16 protein-coding genes are annotated in these 19,893 nt (G+C 36.6%); 4 read left to right on the top strand and 12 right to left on the bottom strand.

Features of this window, described 5'->3' with window-relative positions; all coding sequences use genetic code 11:
• Position 1 precedes the first annotated feature (1 nt).
• Together DCS95_RS15995 and metG are read right to left on the bottom strand one after the other, a co-directional pair.
• Complete coding sequence (locus tag DCS95_RS15995) at positions 2 to 2,143, bottom strand: Tex family protein (RefSeq protein WP_116771800.1); 2,142 nt, start codon at positions 2,141 to 2,143, stop codon at positions 2 to 4.
• Between the two features lie 28 nt (positions 2,144 to 2,171).
• Entirely contained in the window at positions 2,172 to 4,253 is a 2,082-nt protein-coding gene (gene metG / locus DCS95_RS15990) for a methionine--tRNA ligase (protein WP_116771799.1), read from the bottom strand.
• Between the two features lie 210 nt (positions 4,254 to 4,463).
• Here metG and DCS95_RS15985 point away from each other — a divergent pair, with 210 nt between their 5' ends.
• A complete protein-coding gene (locus DCS95_RS15985; protein ID WP_116771798.1) occupies positions 4,464 to 4,643 on the top strand; it encodes a hypothetical protein in 180 nt (59 codons plus the stop codon).
• A gap of 55 nt (positions 4,644 to 4,698) precedes the next feature.
• On the opposite strand, the gene DCS95_RS15980 is transcribed toward DCS95_RS15985, so the two are convergent.
• Both DCS95_RS15980 and DCS95_RS15975 read right to left on the bottom strand, forming a co-directional pair.
• Positions 4,699 to 6,402, bottom strand: coding sequence for a DUF1501 domain-containing protein (locus DCS95_RS15980; RefSeq protein ID WP_116771797.1), 1,704 nt, complete (start codon positions 6,400 to 6,402; stop codon positions 4,699 to 4,701).
• Positions 6,403 to 6,413: 11 nt separating this feature from the next.
• Positions 6,414 to 7,907 carry a DUF1800 domain-containing protein gene (locus DCS95_RS15975; RefSeq protein ID WP_116771796.1) on the bottom strand — a complete coding sequence of 498 codons (1,494 nt, stop codon included), beginning with the start codon at positions 7,905 to 7,907 and terminating at the stop codon, positions 6,414 to 6,416.
• A 187-nt stretch (positions 7,908 to 8,094) separates the two neighbouring features.
• Between DCS95_RS15975 and DCS95_RS15970 the strand changes: the two genes are divergently transcribed.
• Both DCS95_RS15970 and DCS95_RS15965 read left to right on the top strand, forming a co-directional pair.
• Entirely contained in the window at positions 8,095 to 8,454 is a 360-nt protein-coding gene (locus DCS95_RS15970) for a YraN family protein (protein WP_116771795.1), read from the top strand.
• 88 nt (positions 8,455 to 8,542) lie between these two features.
• Positions 8,543 to 9,202, top strand: coding sequence for an aspartate kinase (locus DCS95_RS15965; RefSeq protein WP_116771794.1), 660 nt, complete (start codon positions 8,543 to 8,545; stop codon positions 9,200 to 9,202).
• On the opposite strand, the gene DCS95_RS15960 is transcribed toward DCS95_RS15965, so the two are convergent.
• The 7 genes from DCS95_RS15960 to mfd all read right to left on the bottom strand — a co-directional run bounded on the left by DCS95_RS15960 (position 9,199) and on the right by mfd (position 17,605).
• Positions 9,199 to 10,518 carry a TlpA disulfide reductase family protein gene (locus DCS95_RS15960; protein WP_116771793.1) on the bottom strand — a complete coding sequence of 440 codons (1,320 nt, stop codon included), beginning with the start codon at positions 10,516 to 10,518 and terminating at the stop codon, positions 9,199 to 9,201. The two genes, DCS95_RS15965 and DCS95_RS15960, sit on opposite strands and share 4 nt — an antisense overlap.
• A gap of 166 nt (positions 10,519 to 10,684) precedes the next feature.
• The gene (locus tag DCS95_RS15955; RefSeq protein ID WP_116771792.1) at positions 10,685 to 11,017 is read right to left on the bottom strand and encodes a tellurite resistance TerB family protein; all 333 of its coding nucleotides are present in this window, start codon (positions 11,015 to 11,017) and stop codon (positions 10,685 to 10,687) included.
• An 8-nt stretch (positions 11,018 to 11,025) separates the two neighbouring features.
• The gene (locus tag DCS95_RS15950; protein ID WP_262885557.1) at positions 11,026 to 11,430 is read right to left on the bottom strand and encodes a TerB family tellurite resistance protein; all 405 of its coding nucleotides are present in this window, start codon (positions 11,428 to 11,430) and stop codon (positions 11,026 to 11,028) included.
• A 24-nt stretch (positions 11,431 to 11,454) separates the two neighbouring features.
• On the bottom strand, positions 11,455 to 12,732 hold the full coding sequence (locus tag DCS95_RS15945; RefSeq protein ID WP_116771790.1) for a serine hydrolase domain-containing protein: 1,278 nt from the start codon (positions 12,730 to 12,732) through the stop codon (positions 11,455 to 11,457).
• Between the two features lie 63 nt (positions 12,733 to 12,795).
• Positions 12,796 to 13,809: a 3-dehydro-L-gulonate 2-dehydrogenase gene (gene yiaK, locus DCS95_RS15940; RefSeq protein WP_164674218.1), complete on the bottom strand. Its 1,014-nt coding sequence runs from the start codon at positions 13,807 to 13,809 to the stop codon at positions 12,796 to 12,798.
• Between the two features lie 99 nt (positions 13,810 to 13,908).
• Entirely contained in the window at positions 13,909 to 14,235 is a 327-nt protein-coding gene (locus tag DCS95_RS15935) for a TerB family tellurite resistance protein (protein WP_164674217.1), read from the bottom strand.
• A 1-nt stretch (position 14,236) separates the two neighbouring features.
• Positions 14,237 to 17,605 (bottom strand): transcription-repair coupling factor, encoded by a 3,369-nt coding sequence (gene mfd, locus DCS95_RS15930; protein ID WP_116771787.1) that lies wholly within the window; start codon positions 17,603 to 17,605, stop codon positions 14,237 to 14,239.
• Between the two features lie 126 nt (positions 17,606 to 17,731).
• Here mfd and DCS95_RS15925 point away from each other — a divergent pair, with 126 nt between their 5' ends.
• Positions 17,732 to 19,081, top strand: a complete 1,350-nt coding sequence (locus DCS95_RS15925; protein WP_116771786.1) for a dihydrolipoyl dehydrogenase family protein — start codon at positions 17,732 to 17,734, stop codon at positions 19,079 to 19,081.
• Here the strand turns inward: DCS95_RS15925 and DCS95_RS15920 are convergent.
• Positions 19,078 to 19,881 carry a tryptophan-rich sensory protein gene (locus DCS95_RS15920; RefSeq protein ID WP_116771785.1) on the bottom strand — a complete coding sequence of 268 codons (804 nt, stop codon included), beginning with the start codon at positions 19,879 to 19,881 and terminating at the stop codon, positions 19,078 to 19,080. The genes DCS95_RS15925 and DCS95_RS15920 overlap by 4 nt on opposite strands.
• Positions 19,882 to 19,893 lie beyond the last annotated feature (12 nt).

Raw genomic sequence — 19,893 nt, 5'->3', positions numbered from 1 at the left:
CCTATTTATGAAGTTTCAATTGAATTCTTTTTCGGGCTACATCAACATCCAAGACCTTTACAATAATTTGCTGATGTAAATGAACATGCTCATTTACATCTTTTACAAAAGAATCCGAAAGGTTTGATACATGTATTAAACCACTTTCTTTGATGCCTATATCTACAAAACAGCCGAAGTTGGTAATGTTATTTACAATACCTGGTAACAATTGACCGCTATGCAAGTCGGTGATGGATTTAATGGTCTGGTCAAAAGTGAACACCTTAGCTTTTTCACGACGATCCAACCCTGGTTTTTCCAACTCTGAACGAATATCTTCTAAGGTGGGTAGCCCAACGTCATTGGTGCAATATTTTTTAAGGTCAATTTCTTTAAGAAGCGTTTTGTTTCCGATCAAGGATAAAATTTCTGTTCCCTTATCTTTCGCCATCTGCTTAACAATGCTATAACTTTCTGGGTGTACGGCAGAATCGTCTAGCGGATTTTCAGCATTTTTGATACGTAAAAAAGCTGCACCTTGTTCAAATGCCTTACCGCCTAAACGAGGAACGGCCATAATATCTTTACGACTTTTAAATGCCCCATTTTCTTTTCGTTGGGCAACGATATTCTCTGCCAATTTCGGACCAATACCAGATACATAACTCAATAATGGGACACTGGCGGTATTGATATTTACGCCGACCGAGTTCACACAACTTTCAACCACGGTGTCTAATGAGTTCTTTAATTTAGTTTGGTCAACATCATGTTGATATTGCCCTACCCCAATAGACTTAGGGTCTATTTTAACCAGTTCTGCAAGTGGATCAGCTAAACGTCTACCGATAGATACGGCACCACGAACGGTAACATCATAATTTGGGAATTCTTCACGGGCAATTTTAGAGGCGGAGTAAATAGAGGCTCCTGCTTCACTAACTACATACACTTCAACAGGATTGTAGAAAATGACCTTCTTTACAACCTGCTCTGTTTCTCTAGATGCTGTACCATTACCAATAGCAATTGCTTCTATTTTATATGCATTTGCCAATGAACTTAATTTCTTAATTGCACCAGCAACATCATTTTGTGGTGCATGTGGATAAATTGTTTCATTATGTACCAAATTACCCTGTTCGTCTAAGCAAACCACCTTGCAGCCAGTTCTAAAACCAGGATCTATGGCAAGTATACGTTTTTCTCCTAATGGGGCACCTAACAATAGCTGTCTCAAATTATTGGAGAATACTGCAATGGCCTCATCGTCCGCCTTTTCTTTTGCAGCCTTGAGCAGTTCGTTTGATAAGGACGGAAATAACAATCTCTTATACGCATCTGCAAGAGCCAACTCTATTTGTTTGGCACAGGCATTGTTCGTTTTTATGATTCTATTTTCAATTCTGTCTAATAAACGTTCGTCATCCAATTCAATTTTTACTCGTATGAATTTTTCGGACTCTGCACGTAAAATGGCTAGAAGTCTGTGCGACGGACATTTATTTAAAGGCTCGCTCCAATCAAAATAATCTCGGAATTTCTGTGCCTTTTCATCATCCTTTTTAGTGCCTATTACTTTGGTGGTTATGATAGCAAATCGTGCTAATTGAGATCTTATGGAACTTCTTATATCTGTGCGTTCATTGATCCACTCAGAAATAATATGGCGTGCTCCTTCTAAGGCATCATCTTCATTTTCAATCGTTGCATTAAGGTATTTGGATGCTGTGTAATCAATATTATCATCACGTTGTGCCATAATGATTTTCGCTAAAGGTTCTAGTCCGTTTTTACGGGCAACTTCGGCTTTGGTTTTTTTACTCTTTTTAAAAGGTAGGTAGAGGTCTTCTAATTGCGTTAAATCTTCGGCGTTTTTAAATTTTTGTTTCAATTCAGAAGTTAAAACACCTTGTTCTTCAACAGCTTTAATAATCGCTTTTTTTCGTTTCTCAAGTGCTTCAAACTGTTCTTTATATTGTACTATGGCGCCTACCTGAACTTCATCTAAATTACCGGTTTTTTCTTTTCGATACCTCGAAATAAATGGTATGGTGCAATCGGTATTTAAAAGCTCAATGGTGTTTTGAATGCCTTTTTCAGGTAGTTGGGTATGTTTAAGTATGTAGCCGACAATTTCGGCCGAATTAGAATTTGCCATTTATAAATGTAGTTTTTTTGAGAAGAATCTAGCTAATCCCTTCACCATTACCAACGCCATCTTCATCTGGGTTGACAAACACCAATTTTCCATCGGCGTTTTCGGTCATTAGAATCATGCCTTCACTATCAACACCACGCAATGCTCTTGGTGCTAGGTTGACCAATACGGTTACTTTCTTACCAACAATGTCTTCTGGTTTAAAGCTTTCTGCAATACCAGATACTATGGTTCTGACATCTAAACCGGTATCTACTTTTAAAACTAAAAGTTTTTTGGCTTTCGCCATTTTTTCAGCTTCGATAATAGTACCTACACGCATATCCAATTTAGAAAAATCGTCGAATGTAATGGTGTCTTTTTGTGGCATTGCTTTTTTGTTTTCGTTCTCGTTCGCTTTTTTGGTCGCTTCCAATTTATCTAGCTGAGCTTGAATTTCACTATCCTCAATTTTTCTAAATAGCAATTCTGCTTTGTTTATTTGATGGTCGGGTTTCAACAATTCCTCTTTTAGAGAAACATCGTTCCAACTTTCACCTGGGCTACCCTCAGTAGAAGTTAGATTTAAAATATTCTTAAGTTTACTAGATGTAAATGGTAAAAATGGTTCGCTCAGAACCGCTAATCCGGCAGCAATTTGTAGCGCTACGTTCATAATGGTTTTTACACGTTCTTCGTCAACCTTAATTACCTTCCATGGTTCTGCATCCGCTAAATATTTATTACCTAAGCGAGCTAAGTTCATTAGTTCTTGACCAGCTTCCCTAAAACGATAGCGTTCAATGGAGTTTGAAATTATTTCTGGGTACTTTCTTAATTGTTCAAGTGTCTCGGTATCAACATCGGTTAGGCTTCCTGCAGCGGGTACTTTACCATCGTAATATTTATTGGTCAATACCACCACTCGGTTAATGAAATTACCAAAAATGGCTACTAACTCATTATTGTTTCGTGCTTGAAAATCTTTCCAAGTGAAATCATTATCCTTGGTTTCTGGAGCATTAGCTGTTAATGTGTAGCGCAGCGAATCTTGCATCTCAGGAAAATCAACCAAATACTCATGTAACCATACTGCCCAATTTTTAGAAGTAGAAAGCTTGTTGCCTTCTAAGTTCAAAAACTCGTTTGCGGGCACATTTTCCGGTAAAATATAACTTCCTTCCGCTTTTAGCATAGAAGGGAAAATAATACAGTGAAAAACAATGTTGTCCTTCCCTATAAAGTGCACTAGTTTAGTATTTTCATCTTTCCAGTAGGGTTCCCAGTCTTTGCCTTCACGTGCAGCCCACTCTTTTGTTGATGATATATATCCGATAGGAGCATCGAACCATACGTAAAGTACTTTTCCCTCTCCACCTTCAACGGGTACGGGTATTCCCCAATCTAAATCTCTGGTAACCGCTCTAGGCTCTAAACCACCATCTATCCATGATTTACATTGGCCGTATACATTGGGCTTCCAATCATCTTTATGCCCTTTTAAAATCCAGTCTCTCAAGAACTCTTCATATCGATCTAAAGGTAAAAACCAATGTTTTGTTTCTTTGGTTGTGGGTACGGTACCGGTAATAGTTGATTTCGGATTAATTAAATCCGTCGCATTTAAACTTGATCCACAGTTTTCGCACTGATCACCATATGCTTCTTCATTACCACATTTTGGGCAAGTGCCTATGACGAAGCGGTCTGCTAAAAACTGTTGTGCTTCTTCATCGTACAACTGAGCAGTAGTTTCCTCTATAAAATCTCCTTTTTCATACAAGTTTATAAAGAATTCTGATGCTGTTTTATGGTGTACGGGAGCAGAAGTTCTAGAATAATTATCGAAGGTAATACCAAAATCCATGAAGGACTGCTTAATAATTGCATGGTACTTATCGATGATATCTTTAGGTGTAACGCCTTCTTTTTTTGCTTTCATTGAAATGGCAACACCATGTTCGTCACTACCACAAACAAAGGCGACATCTTTACCTATTGATCTTAAGTAACGAGCGTAAATATCTGCAGGTACATACACACCGGCCAAATGACCTATATGAATTGGACCATTGGTGTATGGTAATGCTGCGGTAATCGTATATCTAGAGGGTGATTTAATATCGGACATCAAAATAAATTAAGCCACAAAAATACTGAATTTGCCGGGAGAATTACTAATAACCATACAATTCAAGTTTGTATTGCCATGAAACTTAAGACAATTTTTGGAGGGAAATAGAAGTATATGATAGCATGGAAAAAGAAAATTATACTAAAACGGGATAATTTCAGTTCTATTGTAAGAAAAAACTTATTTTTTAATTAAAACATAAAAGATATGGCAGTTGGTGATTCAAAAAAAATTAAGCTTAATCAAAGCTTGGAAAAATTGAATGTAGAAAGCGAAAGTACACAGACGAGTAAAGAAGATGTTGTGTTACTCTATAAAGATAAGAACCATAGAATCATTAAAGAATTAAGGTTCGAATCTAAAATGAACAATTCTAAACTTACATAAAAAAAGCCCTATTTATTAAATAGTAAATAGGGCTTTTTCATTTGTGGGAAACAAACTAGGCTACCATAACGGATTTACTCATCTTTTGATTCTGTACAATGATTCTATAGATGTATTTTCCTGTTGATAACTGTTCGGGCATGCGCTCTCGTATATTTATTTCGGTAGAACCCTCAAACATCATTTCGTTGAAAACAGTGCCTACCTTTTGTCCTAAAATATTATATAATTGAATATCTACGTGTGCCGAGAATGGCATTTCTAAATAGATATGCGGGGTTTGATCTGTAGGGTAAAAGGGTTTGTGAACCACAGCATTCAACAAATCTGGAGTAATAGGTGTTTCTGCCTCTTCACCCGGTGGAACCGGTGGAGTAACTTCACCATCGCTATATGCAATATCTGGAAATGGCTCGCCACTACAGCTGAAACCTAAATCTACAGGTACATAAGGTTTATAATTCAATAAATGTGCTTCTACCAAAGGAATATCAACACATAGCCATTCTGCTAGAACGGTTGCATACAAATCTCTAAAGTCCATCGTGTACTCTAAATTTCCTCTTCCATCTGGGTCATCTAGAGTTGGGTGGTCGCCTACAAATGCACTTCCGTTCAAACCTGATCCAAAGAACAAGGTAGGTGTAGCCTTACCATGATCTGTACCATTGGAACCATTCTCAAAAATACGTCGCCCAAATTCAGAAAAAGTCATACTCAACACTTTATCATCTTGTTGTGTAAAGGCAATATCCTCATAAAAGTTGTTTACCGCTACCGATAAATTGGTCATTAACTGTGCATGTGCCTGTGGTTGATTACCATGAGTGTCAAAACCGCCCATTGAAATCATATACACCTTTGTTCCTAAATTTCCTTTGATCAATCTTGCGATAAGGGCTAGTTGACGAGCAAAACCATTGTCTTGGTACTCTACTTGATTTTGACTTCTAGTGTAGGCATCGTGGATAATGCCAGAATATTCATATGTGGTATTCGCGACTCCCCTTAAAAATTTAAGTTGATCACCATACATACAATCATTAAATAAGGTATCATCTAAACCATAAACTACACCAGATTCTGCAATTTCCTCCAATTGATCAACGTTTGAGGTAACGAAAGCATAATTTGTTTCATCGCCTTGAAATACCAAACTACCAAACTGACCAATTTGTATGGCTGCTGGTGCTGCTGGCGGATTTACCAAATAATCTGGATAAATACTTTCAAAATGCCTGCCCATCCAACCAGTATTTAATCCACTAAAACCGGTAGTTTCTATATCTGTATTCGCAAAAATATCCGATCCTGTAAAATGTGATAAACTCTGACCTTCGTAACCTACCCCATGAACGGCTTTAAATTGTCCTTGATCCCACATTGGGGCTATGGAGTTCATGTAAGATGGTACACCAAATTCATCGGTCAATTTAAGTACTTTACTTTCCGGTATATAAATGTTTGGCCTTGCGTTGGCATAGCTATCATATTGCTCAATAGGAATTACGGTACTTAGACCGTCATTACCACCGGACAAACGTATTAGAATTAAAATATTATCTGTTTCCGCCGCTGAAATACCAGCAGATAACGCAGACGGTGCCGAAGCCGTTAGCATATTTGAACCTAACATCATTGAGCCTGATCCAGCAATGCCCATTGCTTGTAAAAATGAGCGTCTGCTCCATGTTTTATGTTCTTCATCATGGCCTTCGTGATGTAGGCCTTTAAATGGGGTGTGGTGTGTATTGCACATAGAAGTAGGTGTTATTTTAATTGAAACTCTGGTTGTCTCGCTAAATATTGATAAAGTAGATATACTTGAAAGGGTCCTTGTGGCCAAGTAGCCAATGTCCACGATTCTTGGTTGCCGCCTTCGTAATAAACATCTTCAACATCACTTCTAAAAATAGTGAATGCCTTGGTATACTCATCTTCGTTCAATAGTCCTTTAGTGAGTATAAAATCTATTATTAGCCTTGCAACTTCATCTGGGTTATTACTGGTTAAGCCTACATTACCAGATATTTCTAGACCTAAGCTTCTAAACTGTTCGTTATCTGCCATGTAGAAATTCTCTAGAATACTTTCAATGGTCAGCCAACGACCGATCATAAAATTAGTATTGATCCAAGATCTGTTTCTTTGCCAACCGGCAACATCAAAAGGTTCAAAAATTTCTTGACTTAATAATGTACTATAATTGACCATTTCGGCCACATTGGTATCGGTATAGGCAAAACTAGATTCTTTCAATGTATTAAAGTAGAAATCTACAGGACTTTTAATGATTACTCCTATAGCTTCGTCATCAAAGAAATGTTGGCTTTTAAATAATAGTCTTAATACCGGAGCCAACTCAAAATCGCTCGATACAAATGTCGCCGCCATACCATCAATAATAACTTGGGCATTATTGGCATCGTCCCTAGAATCTGGGTGTACAAAGAATTCATATAACTTACGGCAAATGAACTCCGCTATCTCGGGTGCTCTTTGTTCAAAAAGAATATCAATGACATCGTCATATCCCCAATTACCTGTTTGCCCTAAAATTGTTTTACTGCCGGCATCATGCTTTGTAGCGTCAAAGGCAACCGGCGAACACCCAACTTCGCCTCGTTCTACATAGCCACTTAACGCTTTTGCGGTTTCTATAATGTCTTCTTCGGTATAGGCGTTGCCTTCACCAAGGGTAAATAACTCATAGAGCTCACGGGCATAATTTTCGTTAGGGTTGTTACCATTGTTGTATACCCCATCTAGGTAATATAACATGGCATTGGTAAGCCCTATCTCCCTTGTAAACGTTCTAAAATTGCCTATTGAATTACGTTGTAAACACTCTATGTATTCATATAAATAAGAGTTGCAATTATAAACATCCAATTCGGTTACGAAATGGTTACTCCAAAAGAAGCTTAATCTATCCCTTAAGTTGTTGTTCAATAAGCTATTGGCATAGGCTAACTGAAACTCATTTTTCTGTTCTCTTTTTAATTGGTTGCTTGCATCACTATCCTCAGGATAATCGTCATTGTTCCAATTTGCCCAAACAGGAGCGGTAATTGTAGGCATGCTCAAAGCTTCATCTATTAAAGTGTCTACCAAATTACCGGCAGGCTGACCTGCTGCTTGATTAATGGTTTCGACCGAGGCACTGAATCCTAACCGTCTGTATAAATGGGATGCTCTCAGCTGATCTAAGTTAGCTGTATACGGAGCAAGAGTAGAAGTATTACAATTAATGAAATATTCCATAGTCTTAAAATAGGCATTTGTGTTACGTTCGTAGAGTTGGGGCTTCTATGCTAAACGTTTCGAAATTTGGTATAGTATTTAAAACTATCTATTTTCGATAATCTGGAATCAAATAACGAGAATTATCCTCATAATGGCGTCGAAATTCCTTTATTTTCGATGAATTACACAATCTACATAGTAATACATGGGAAAACATAATGAATTTGGAAAGGAAGGTGAGCAGTTAGCGGTGGATTACCTTAAAAAGAAAGGATATACCATTACCTATAAAAATTACAGGTACCTTAAAGCAGAAATAGATATTATCGCAAGAAAAGATGATGTTCTTGCCATTGTTGAGGTGCGGTCTAGAAGTTCAAATTTTATTGAGAATATTGCAGAGACCGTAACACCTAAAAAAATAAAGTTGATGGTTATGGCTGCTGATCATTATGTAAGCGAGAATGATATTGATGTAGATGTACGATTTGATATTATAACCATACTCAAAAATAGGAGCAAATTTGAACTGGAACATTTAGAATCTGCCTTTTACCATTTCTAAATAATCTACTTGATTAGTAGATTTATTAAAAAACATTTTGTTTTATTTATAACAAGTTGTTATATTTGCACAACAACCTTATAATAAAATGAAAACAATATCGTCAGTCGTTGAAGAGTACATCAAGAAAAAACCATTTTTGCAAAGTGCTCTTGCTCAAGGAATCATCAACCTTACATCACTTTCTAGAATAGTTAAGCCAGAAATTGAGCATGAACTAGGTAAGGATATTCGTAACGGTGCAATTGTTATGGCACTAAAACGTTTGTCTGATGACTTAGAATTTAGGGCTACCCACAAAATCTTAAAGGTATTGAAGAATATTGGTGAGATTACGGTAAGATCATCGTTGACCGATTATACTTTTTTAGCTTCAGATAAGATATTGGTGCATCAAGCAAAACTACTGGAAGAAATCAACAATAACCAAGATGTGTTTTATACCTCTAGTCGTGGTGTAAACGAAATCAATATTGTCATCAGTAATGTGATGGACAAAACGGTAGAAAAGCTCTTTAAAGATGAGAAATGTACTCAAAAAGCAGAAGACCTTTCTTCGATAACCGTAAAATTACCAGCTGAAAACGTTTCGGTTCCGGGTATTTATTACTTTATTTTTCAGCGTTTAGCTTGGGAGGGTATTGTACTTTACGAAGTAATTTCTACAACCAATGAATTCACTATTCTTGTAAATGACGAACAAGTGGATATGGCATTTAAAACAATCAAAGATTTAAAGTCGCTTTAATTTTCTAATTGTTCAACCACCTCTTTGTCTGATTCTGGTTTAGATAAAAATCGTTTTTCGCTATCTAAGATAAAATAAGTGGGTGTACTTTGTATACCGAATGTTTTGGCATAATCGCTTTCCCATTTGCCTAAGGCTATGGCGTGGTTGAATGAAGGTAGTGTGGCAGAAACTTTTTTCCAGTTGACTGCATCGTCTTCTAAACCAACTGCTATAACTTTTAGATTTTCATAATCCTCTAGCTCTTTATGAAGCGCAGGCAGTTCTTTCAAACAATGTGAACAAGTGCTGCTCCAAAAAACAAGCAAATAATTAGCTGCAGGTTCCATTGTTAAAAGCGATTGTTTTTTGCCGTTTGACTCCCAGGTAATATTAGGAGAGACAGCACCTATTCTTAAGCGAGATGCTATTTCTATTTCATCTACAAGTTTTTGGTCCTTATTGGCTAAGGCCGCTTTTTTTAAATGATTTTTAAAAATATAATCTTGCACTTCTGCCATACCATTGGCACCTGCAATTTTCCATAATTGGTGAAAAGACCTTACTTGAAAACCTAAAGGTGTATTGACAATCTTTTCAGCGGTAACCTTTATATTTTTAATGACCTCTGAGACCAATTGGTCTTTAGTGGTAATAGTTACTGGTAATGCAGAAAAAACGTAGCTAGAAAATTTATCGGTTAAAAAGTTAGAGCTCTGTAGCAATGGGTCTTTGATAGCTAAATGATCAAAATGATGCTGTTTCTTATTTTTTAGGAAGGTCTCAAGATTCTCAAAATCTGAAGGTATATAACTTCTGTTCGCTTTTATAAATTTGTGGGCAATGGTATTAACATGGTTCTCTTCATAGGTAGCTTGTAGTGTTTTCAGCTCATTTAGAATTGCCATATACTCTTTTTTAGATTCCTTACCAAGCTCATAATATTCCAATAAGCGGTCTTGGGCAACCGTTATCTTAGAAAAATACTCATTGTACCATTTGTTCTCTACTGAATTGGTGATAGTTAAACCATCTTGAAGGTCAAAATTAAATTTGACATGTTCTTTTTTGTCATATATGACATCAATATAAAATTCGTCTTGCGGTACTGCATATACAAGCCTATACATACCAGCTTGGGCCGTAATGGGCATTTCTAAGGAAAAAGCCCCGTCTTTAACAGCAGTATCTTTACTATAACGCTCTCCATTCGGAGTAAGCTCATAGGCAATTAACCATTTAAAATCTTTTGCGGGGGAAAAATTTCCGCTTATTGTCCCTTGTGCCTGTATACCAATGGTAATAAAAAGGATACAAAAACGTATAAATATTCTCATGCTGATGTTAAAACAATTATTGGACCAAGAATGGTACTAACACTTTAAAATTGATGATGTTAGCCATCTATTATTCTATATTGGTTATTGATGAAGTGAAGATTTTACCATTCACAGAATAAAAGTAACAATCAAGCTGCAAATGAAAGCTTTAATTTTGAAAAGGTTATGAAAATTCTTTTTGAATTTTCATATGACCTAGCGCTTCAGAAATTTTAAGTAATTCTTTTTCGTGCACGAAACCGTCAGAAATAGCAACTTCTTCCAATAGTTGGGCAAGAGCCCTTTTCTTTGGTAAGGACATTGAATTTAGAATTTTATAGGCTAGGTCTTTATTTAAATTACGTGCTTGGCCAATAAAGAAACTATCAAATGCAAAGCGATCCATAAGTTGGGTAAGGTATTGCATTTCTGCAGGTGCTACTTTGCTATCTGCAAGAATAACATAGTCTACCATTTTTACAACAGCTAATTTCTCTTGTTTTGTATAATTGATCATTAGATTTATTATTCTGTTTCTTCTCCTAAACCAATATTGATAAAAGTATTAATAATTAAATCCATTTCTTTTTTATGGATGGCACCGTCAGATATGGCAACATCATCAAGAATATTGGCCAGGGCTTTCTTTTGCTCATGTGGTAAATTGTAAAGGGTTACCAAAGCATTGTCATATTCTAGCAATCTGGCACGTTTTAAAAATGCATCGTCAAAACCGATTACGCTTTTAAGTTTGTTCAATATTTCCAATTCTGCCGGATGAATTTTCCCATCTGCCTCTATAACTTCGTAAATCATTTTTACAAAGGCCGCTTTTACAAATTCTTCAAACTCCATGCTTTTTATTTTGGAGCTGAAAGATAAGAAAATGACACTATTTTTTATATCATTTTGTAACGAGTTTACTAACAATGGTATAAGTTATAGTTTTTTATTTTAAAATGGGTAATGGCCATACACTGCATCTCTAAATTTTTTATGTAGATCGATCTGGTCATATGGAAATAATTGAACAAATAACACAGCTGTAACTTTATTCACCGGGTCTACCCAGAAAAGAGTAGAAGCGGCACCGTCCCAATAAAATTCACCGACCACGCCGTTATTTTCTTCTGGTGTTTTAGGTGGTGCTATACGAACGGCAAAGTCGATACCAAATCCAACCTGACCTTTGCTAGGTAGCCATGAGCGTTTGGTAACACTATCTGGTAAATGGTTGGTAGCCATTAATTTTACGGTTTCTGGTTGTAAAACCTGTACGGAATCTAAACTTCCTTCATTTACCAACATTTGTGCAAAACGCATATAATCATCTAGGGTAGAAGTAAGACCTGAACCGCCACGTGTTAATGGCCATTGTTCTGTATAATTGCTGTAGGTTATCGAATCTTGCACTAATTGACCTTCACCTGTTCTTATGTATAGTTTTGAAAACCTGTCTCTATCTTCTTCAGGTATAAAATATCTGGTATTATTCATTTGTAATGGAGATAGTATGTGTTTTTGTAGATATTCGGCATAGGGAATACCAGAAATTCTTTCTACCAATAGGGCCTGTACATCTACACTTGGTCCGTATTCCCACTGGGAACCTGGTTGAAACCATAAGGGTACTTCAGCCATTTTTTCTGCCATTTGGGTAAGTGTGTTTTCCCTGTTCATTGCATCTGCGGTTTGGAATAGCTTACTTAAACCGGGAATATTGCCCCTGTTTGGGAAACCTGCAGTATGTCTCGTTAAGTCTCTAATGGTAATTTCTCTATGTAAAGGCACTGTTTTTATAGTGCCATTTGCATCTACACCGTCATATACCTTCATGTCGCCAAATTCAGGAATGTATTTTGATATCGGGTCGTCTAACATAAATTTTCCATCTTCAAATAGGGTCATTAGCGCTGTACCGGTAATCGGTTTTGTCATAGAATATATTTGAACTATGGTGTTTCTCTGTATGGGCGTTTTTGTTTTTATATCTGCGTAACCAAATGCATTGTAGTATACTTCTTTTCCATTTTCAAAAATGAGCGCAGAAGCACCGGCTATATTTCCAGATGTTACAAAAGCATTGAGAACGGAATCTATTCTTGCTTTAGCAATTGAAGTAACTATGTTGTTATCAGTGGATATCTGTTTCTCGACTACCTCATCTTTACTTGTTTCTTTGCAAGAACATATAATGAATAGGAAAGAAAATATGAGCAATAGGTTTTTCATATGTAATAATCTGAAGGTAGGATGGTTAAATGTACGAAATTAAATGAGGTGTATTTTGCCGGTTTATGATAGAAGTTGATGTATTTCTTCCCATATTTCGGTATTGACCTGCATTCCTTCTTTTAAAGATTTTGCTCTTTTTGTCAATGTTCGCTCCCCAGGGTAGAACGTGCGATCTCCTATGGTCATAGGCGTACTATCATGAGTAAACTGAATTATTTCGTTCAGTAGTTTGTCTTGTAATTCTGTATCGGAAAATGTGGTAGGGTCAATACAAAGAAACACTTGAGATAATGAAGTCTCTTTCTCTTCTAACCCTATTTTGTATGAAGAGTTACCGGCGGACAATAATGTGGCTAGCATATCTAAAACCATAGATAGTGCCGACCCTTTCCAATATCCTACTGGTAATGCTCTACCAGAGTCGATAATAGCTTTTGGGTCTTTGCTTAAATTGTTATTGTTGTCCCAGCCTCCTTCAAAAGGAAGTTCTTGATCATTTAATGCCAAGCTCTGCATTTTGCCGAATGAAAATTGTGAAAGTGCCATGTCTAGAATAACATGACCATTTTTTCGTGGTATACCTATAACCAATGGATTATTGCCAATTCTATTTTCTTTTCCTCCCCATGCGGGCATATTGGGTATAGTGTTGGTAAAAAGTATGGAGATACAACCTTGCTCGGCCACTCGCCAAGCATATGTGCCACCGCGCATCCAATGATTTGTATTTCTTAGGGCTACCAAGCCCAATCCATGTGTCTTTGCTAAATCAATCGCCCTGTCTGTACATTTTAAGGCATTGAGCACACCCGATGCTTTATTACCGTTCCATCTTTCTATACTGCCCAAAGATGCAACTTTACTGGCGGTATTATCTATTTTAATTAATCCCTGCTTTACATAATCTATAAAAACGGGCACTCGGTTTATGCCATGTGAGTATATGCCATCAACAGTGCTCTCTGTGTGTATACGCGCCAATGTGTTTGCTTGTTCTTTTGAGAAACCATGTTTGGTGAACAAAGACGCCAGCACTGATCGCATTTCTTGTGAAGAAATTGTAGTATGCTTCAAAACGGTCTATTTAAATTCTACCGTTAAGATACGTAAGATGATCAGGTTAATGAATTTATAATAAATGAATGCACTAAATGTAGATGCTAGTAGTAGTCATTAGGCTTTTTTGGAAATGCCTATTTCTGAAAATACATGGCGTATTACATCACTTTCCTTTTCATGAACATAGCCATCTGAAATAGCTACGTCTTCTAAGATCTTAGCCAATTTACTTTTTTTGATGTTAGTCATTTCTTTCAAAATAAGAACACTTTGATCAATGTCAATTGTACGAGCCTGAATTAAAAAGTTACTGTCAAAATCAATTATGGGCATTAATTTACTGAGTGCATTAATTTCTGCTTCATGTACTTTTCCGTCAGCTACAATAACGGAATCTATAAGATGGACAATTGCTAATTTTTCTGAAATGTCAAATTCCATTTTATATTTTTGTTTTTTCTTTAATTTCAAATGGCTTTAATGCCAAATAAGCCCTGTCAATAGACCTAATATTATCAAATACCAATAAAAGCCTTAAGCCATTACGGGTCTGTTTTTCTTTTATTTTGCATTGTTGTGCATGTGATTGCACATATTGTAATACTTTGGTAAATGTGGCTGTTTGATAAAAAGCCGATTGTTGGTCACTTATAAAATAACCGATCATTTTACCTTGCTTCATTACAATTTTCTCTAAACCAATGCTATTTGCGATCCATTTTATACGAACCGAATTCAGTAAATCTTGAGCTTCATCTGGTAATTCACCAAAACGGTCTACAAGCTGAGCTTCAAATTTCTGAAGCGCTTCTTCATCTTTAACCTGGTTTAGGTCTGTATATAACGTAAGTCTTTCTGTTATATTATTGATATAGTCATCTGGGAAAAGCAATTCAAAATCAGAATCTATCTGTGTTTCCTTCAAAAATACCTTTTCTTGATTGCCTTCTACTTCATCATAAAGGTCTTTAAATTCGTTTTCTTTTAATTCTTCAATAGCTTCTGCAAGAATTTTTTGATAGGTTTCAAAACCAATTTCGTTTATAAATCCGCTTTGCTCACCACCTAAAAGATCACCTGCTCCACGAATCTCTAAATCTTTCATAGCAATATTAAAACCACTGCCCAGTTCGGTAAACTGTTCTAAAGCTTCAATACGTTTACGTGCATCATTTGTCATAACCTCGTATGGCGGAGTAATGAAATAACAGAATGCCTTTTTATTTCCACGACCTACACGACCACGCATTTGGTGCAGATCGCTCAATCCAAAATTGTTGGCGTTATTAATAAAAATGGTATTAGCATTGGTAACATCCAATCCGCTTTCTACAATAGTGGTGGAAACTAGAACATCAAACTCACTGTTCATAAAGCCAAGCATTAAGGCTTCCAGTTTTTTACCATCCATTTGTCCGTGACCTACACCAACTTTGGCATCGGGTACCAAACGCTGAATCATACCGGCAACCTCTTTAATATTTTCAATTCGGTTATGTATGAAGAAAACTTGTCCGCCACGTTCTATTTCATAGCTAACGGCATCCCTAATGGTTTCTTCATTAAAACGTATTACTTGACTTTCAATTGGGTATCTGTTCGGTGGGGCTGTAGTAATTGTAGATAGATCGCGAGCGGCCATTAAGCTAAATTGAAGCGTTCTCGGTATCGGCGTTGCCGTCAAAGTCAAAACATCTACATTCTCCTTGATAGACTTTAATTTATCTTTTACGGCTACACCAAACTTCTGTTCTTCATCTACTATTAAAAGTCCTAAATCTTTGAATTGAACATTTTTATTCACTAGTTGGTGTGTACCAATAATGATATCTACCTTGCCTTCGCCCAACCGTTGAATGGTTTCTTTTTTCTCCTTGGCAGTTCTAAATCTGTTCAGATAATCTACCGTTACCGGCATATCTTTTAAACGCTCGGAGAAAGTTCTATGATGTTGAAAAGCCAAAATGGTGGTGGGTACCAAAACGGCTACTTGTTTGCCATTGTCCACAGCTTTGAACGCGGCACGTATGGCAACTTCAGTTTTACCGAAACCTACATCGCCACAGATTAGGCGATCCATTGGTCGCTCACTTTCCATATCACGCTTTACATCTTCGGTCGCTGAACTTTGATCGGGAGTATCTTCATAAATAAAAGATGCTTCTAACTCGTTCTGCAAATAACTATCCGGGTTGTATTGGAATCCTTTTTCAAGTCTTCTTTTGGCATACACTTTAATAAGGTTAAAGGCAATTTTCTTGACTCTTGATTTGGTCTTGTCCTTAATCTTTTTCCATGCCCCAGAACCTAATTTGTAAATTTTTGGCGGAGCACCATCTTTACCATTGAATTTAGAGATTTTATGCAAAGAATGGATGCTTACATAGAGAATATCGCGTTCGCCGTACATCAACTTAATAGCCTCTTGCTTTTTGCCTTCGACATTAATTTTTTGTAATCCACCAAACTTGCCAATACCATGGTCTATATGGGTAACGTAGTCTCCAATTTCTAATTTATTCAGTTCCTTTAGGGTTATGGCCTGTTTTTTGGCGTAACCGTTCTTTAAATGGAACTTGTGGTAACGTTCAAAAATTTGATGGTCTGTGTAACAAACCAATTTTTGGTCGTCATCTATAAACCCTTGAAATAAAGGAGAAACAATGATTTGGTAGTGAACTTGTTGGTTTACCTCTTCAAAAATATCATGAAAACGTTTTGCCTGCTGTTCGCTAGCACAGAAGATGTAATTGGTGTACCCCTTATCCTTGTAGCCGTTTAAATTTTCAATCAATAAATCGAACTTTTTATTGAAAGATGGCTGAGGTTTAGCATGAAACGCTACTAGATTTGGTGAATCTCTATTTGCATCTTGACTTAGTAACGTAAACCCAGATAATTGTTCTCTAAATTCTTTGCCGCCCATGAAAAGTTCTTCTGGTTCGGCATGTTTTATATCTTTTGATAGCTTGGTAAACGCTTCTTTTGCCTTACTGAAAAAATCATCTAGGCGGTCATATAGCAAATCTGTGTTTTTGGCAAAAACCAATGTTTTAGAAGCTACATAGGTTAAAAAACTTTGACGTTTTTCTACCAGAAACTTATTTGCCATATTTGGCACAATGGTAATTGATTTTACTTTCTCCTTTGATAGTTGCGTTTCTACATCAAAAGTTCTTATGCTATCTATTTCATCTCCAAAAAATTCAATTCTATAAGGTTCGTCATTCGAAAAAGAATAGACATCTACAATACCCCCACGTACCGAAAATTCACCTGGTTCGGTAATAAAATCTACTCGTTTAAACTTATACTCGAAGAGAACTTCGTTTAAAAAATCAAGCGAAAGTGTATCCCCTAATTTCATTTTTAGGGTATTCTTGTCCAGTTCTTTTCGGGTCAATACTTTTTCAAAAAGAGCATCTGGATAAGTAACTATAACCGCAGGTTTTTTTCTTGAATTTATTCTGTTCAATACCTCGGCACGTAAAAGTACATTGGCATTATCGGTTTCTTCAATTTGATACGGTCGTCTATAACTGCCCGGATAAAAAAGAACATGGTCTTCGCCAATAAGACGTTCTAAGTCGTTTAAATAATAGGCAGCCTCTTCCTTGTCATTGAATATTGCCAAGAACGGGCGCTCTTCTTTTTCAAAAATACTCGATAGTACAAAGGATAATGAAGAACCAACTAGCCCTTTAAGTTGAATGTTATTGGTTCCTGAATTTTCAGATTCGGCAATAGTGTTTTGCAGTTTCCCGAGTTGGAGAGACTGATTGTACCGTTGTTGGATTGAAGAATGACTCAACAGTTATAAATTTTTGCAAATATACGGATACGTAATTAATGGATACCACTCATTATTATCATATATGGGTTACACATTGCCCCAAAAAAGTTGGAAATTGTGCTGTAGCAGTTAAAATTTTGATTTATGGAAGAGATAGAGTTTGATGTTTTTGTAATAGGAAGTGGTATTGCTGGGCAAACAGTGGCCAATACATGTGCAGATGCAGGGCTGAAAGTTGGTATTACCGATAACCGTGAGTTTGGTGGTACTTGTGCAAATAGGGGGTGTGATCCAAAGAAGATATTATTGGGCGCGATGGAAGCTAATGAGATCAGTAAAAATCTAAAAGGAAGGGGTATTGCCAAATCCACTAAAATAGATTGGAAAAAATTACAGAAATATAAAAGTAATTTTACGGTTAATGTACCCGTTGCTACAGAACGTGTTTTAAAAGAAAAGGGAATTCATCTTTTTCATCAAGCGCCCAAATTTATTGATGAGCAAACGTTAATGGTGGAAGGTAAGAAGGTTTTTGCGCTAAAAATTATAATTGCAACCGGTCAAATACCTAGAAGTATGGGCATTACCGGTGAAGAGTACTTTATGAATAGTGATGATTTTCTAAACCTTAAAAAGCTGCCTGAAAAAATAGTTTTTGTAGGCGGAGGTTATATCGGGATGGAATTTGCACATATGGCGGCAAGAGCGGGTGCCGATGTTACTATCATTGATACAGGTAAGCGACCGTTACATCCGTTTGATCCTGACTTGGTAAAAGAGCTGCGAAAGTATTCTGAATCTATCGGGATAAAATTCATTTTTGAAGCAAAACCAACTGCACTTAAAAAGAAACAAAAGAAGTTCAAATTAACTTATGAAGTTAAAGGAGAGGAAAAGAAAATTAAAGCTAACGCAGTATTTAATACCGCAGGTCGTGTACCGGCATTGGCAGGTTTAGATCTCGAAAAAGGAAATGTTGCGTTCAATGATAAAGGTATTGTTACAAATGATTATCTGCAAAGTAAAACCAACCCTATAGTGTATGCGTGCGGAGATGTATCTGATAAAAATTTACCGTTAACTCCTCTTTCGGGCAGACAAGGTTATGTGGTGGCTGAAAATATAATAAACGGAAACAAAAAAGAGTTAGAAGTTCCGGTGATACCCTCAGTTGTATTTACGCTGCCAAATTTAGCCACGGTGGGCTATTCTGAAGAGGAGGCAAACGCGAGATATAAGAATATTCGTGTAAATTATGAAATAGCTACAGGGTGGTTTAACGCCAAAAGAATTAATGCTCCGCTATATGCTTATAAAGTGATTCTAAATGAAAGAACCAATGAGATTGTTGGGGCGCATTTGTTAGGGCCGAATGCGGGTGAGACCATAAATATTTTCGCTATGGCAATCAATAATGGTATGACGGAAAACGATATGAAATCTACCATTTTCTCCTACCCATCATGGGTAAACGATATAAAAAGTATGGTTTAATGCTTGTCGTTTAAACGCTCTTGAAGTTTTTTAAACGGACTTGTTTCATGATTTTTTATACCATGAATCGCTGCGGCAATAAAAAGAATAACTGTGCCTGTCATTGCCGAATAGGCAATGTACATGTTTGAACCATTGTGTCTTATGAAAATGGCGAACAAGGCCCAAGCACCAACCATGGCAAATTCGCGCATATTTCTTTTCCAAATCATGAGAAGATTTATAATTGTGGCCGCCACAATCATATTAATGGTCCAGGCTTGTTCAGATAAAATACCACCGTTCCAATCTAGTTTACTTAAATAGGCCGCTATATTGGCAATGGTTGCGACAGATATCCATCCGCTGTATAAACAAATGGGCCACCAAACAAAAGCAATAGTGGTTATGGGCGCATCCCATCGCTCCATATTGGTGTTTAGAATAATCTTTATCAACGAAAGCAAAATTCCCAACATGATCAGTACTGAGAATCCAGTAAAATCATACATAAATGCAAGAACCCAACAGCAGTTCAATATATTGGCTAAAAAGAACCAATAACCTGTTTGTTCAATGAAATTACTTTCCTTCTCACTATAATACGCACGGTGTACTTGAAAAATTCCGTATGCCAATAATCCTAAGAAAATTATGCCCCAAATGGCGAAAGCATATCCGGCGGGTGTAAACAAATTAGCATACTTGGCACTCATTTCACCAATCGTAGTATCGTTTAAAGAAAATGCTTGTGAAATATAATTTACTAGAATGACCAGAATAACGGAGACTAAGTTAAGAACGGATAGCTTCTTTTTCATAATGTAAAACTA

This window comes from Maribacter litoralis (genome assembly GCF_003075045.1).
Lineage (GTDB): Bacteria > Bacteroidota > Bacteroidia > Flavobacteriales > Flavobacteriaceae > Maribacter > Maribacter litoralis.
Note: the sequence above shows the minus strand (reverse complement) of the source record. Positions and strands in the feature narration are given on the sequence as shown.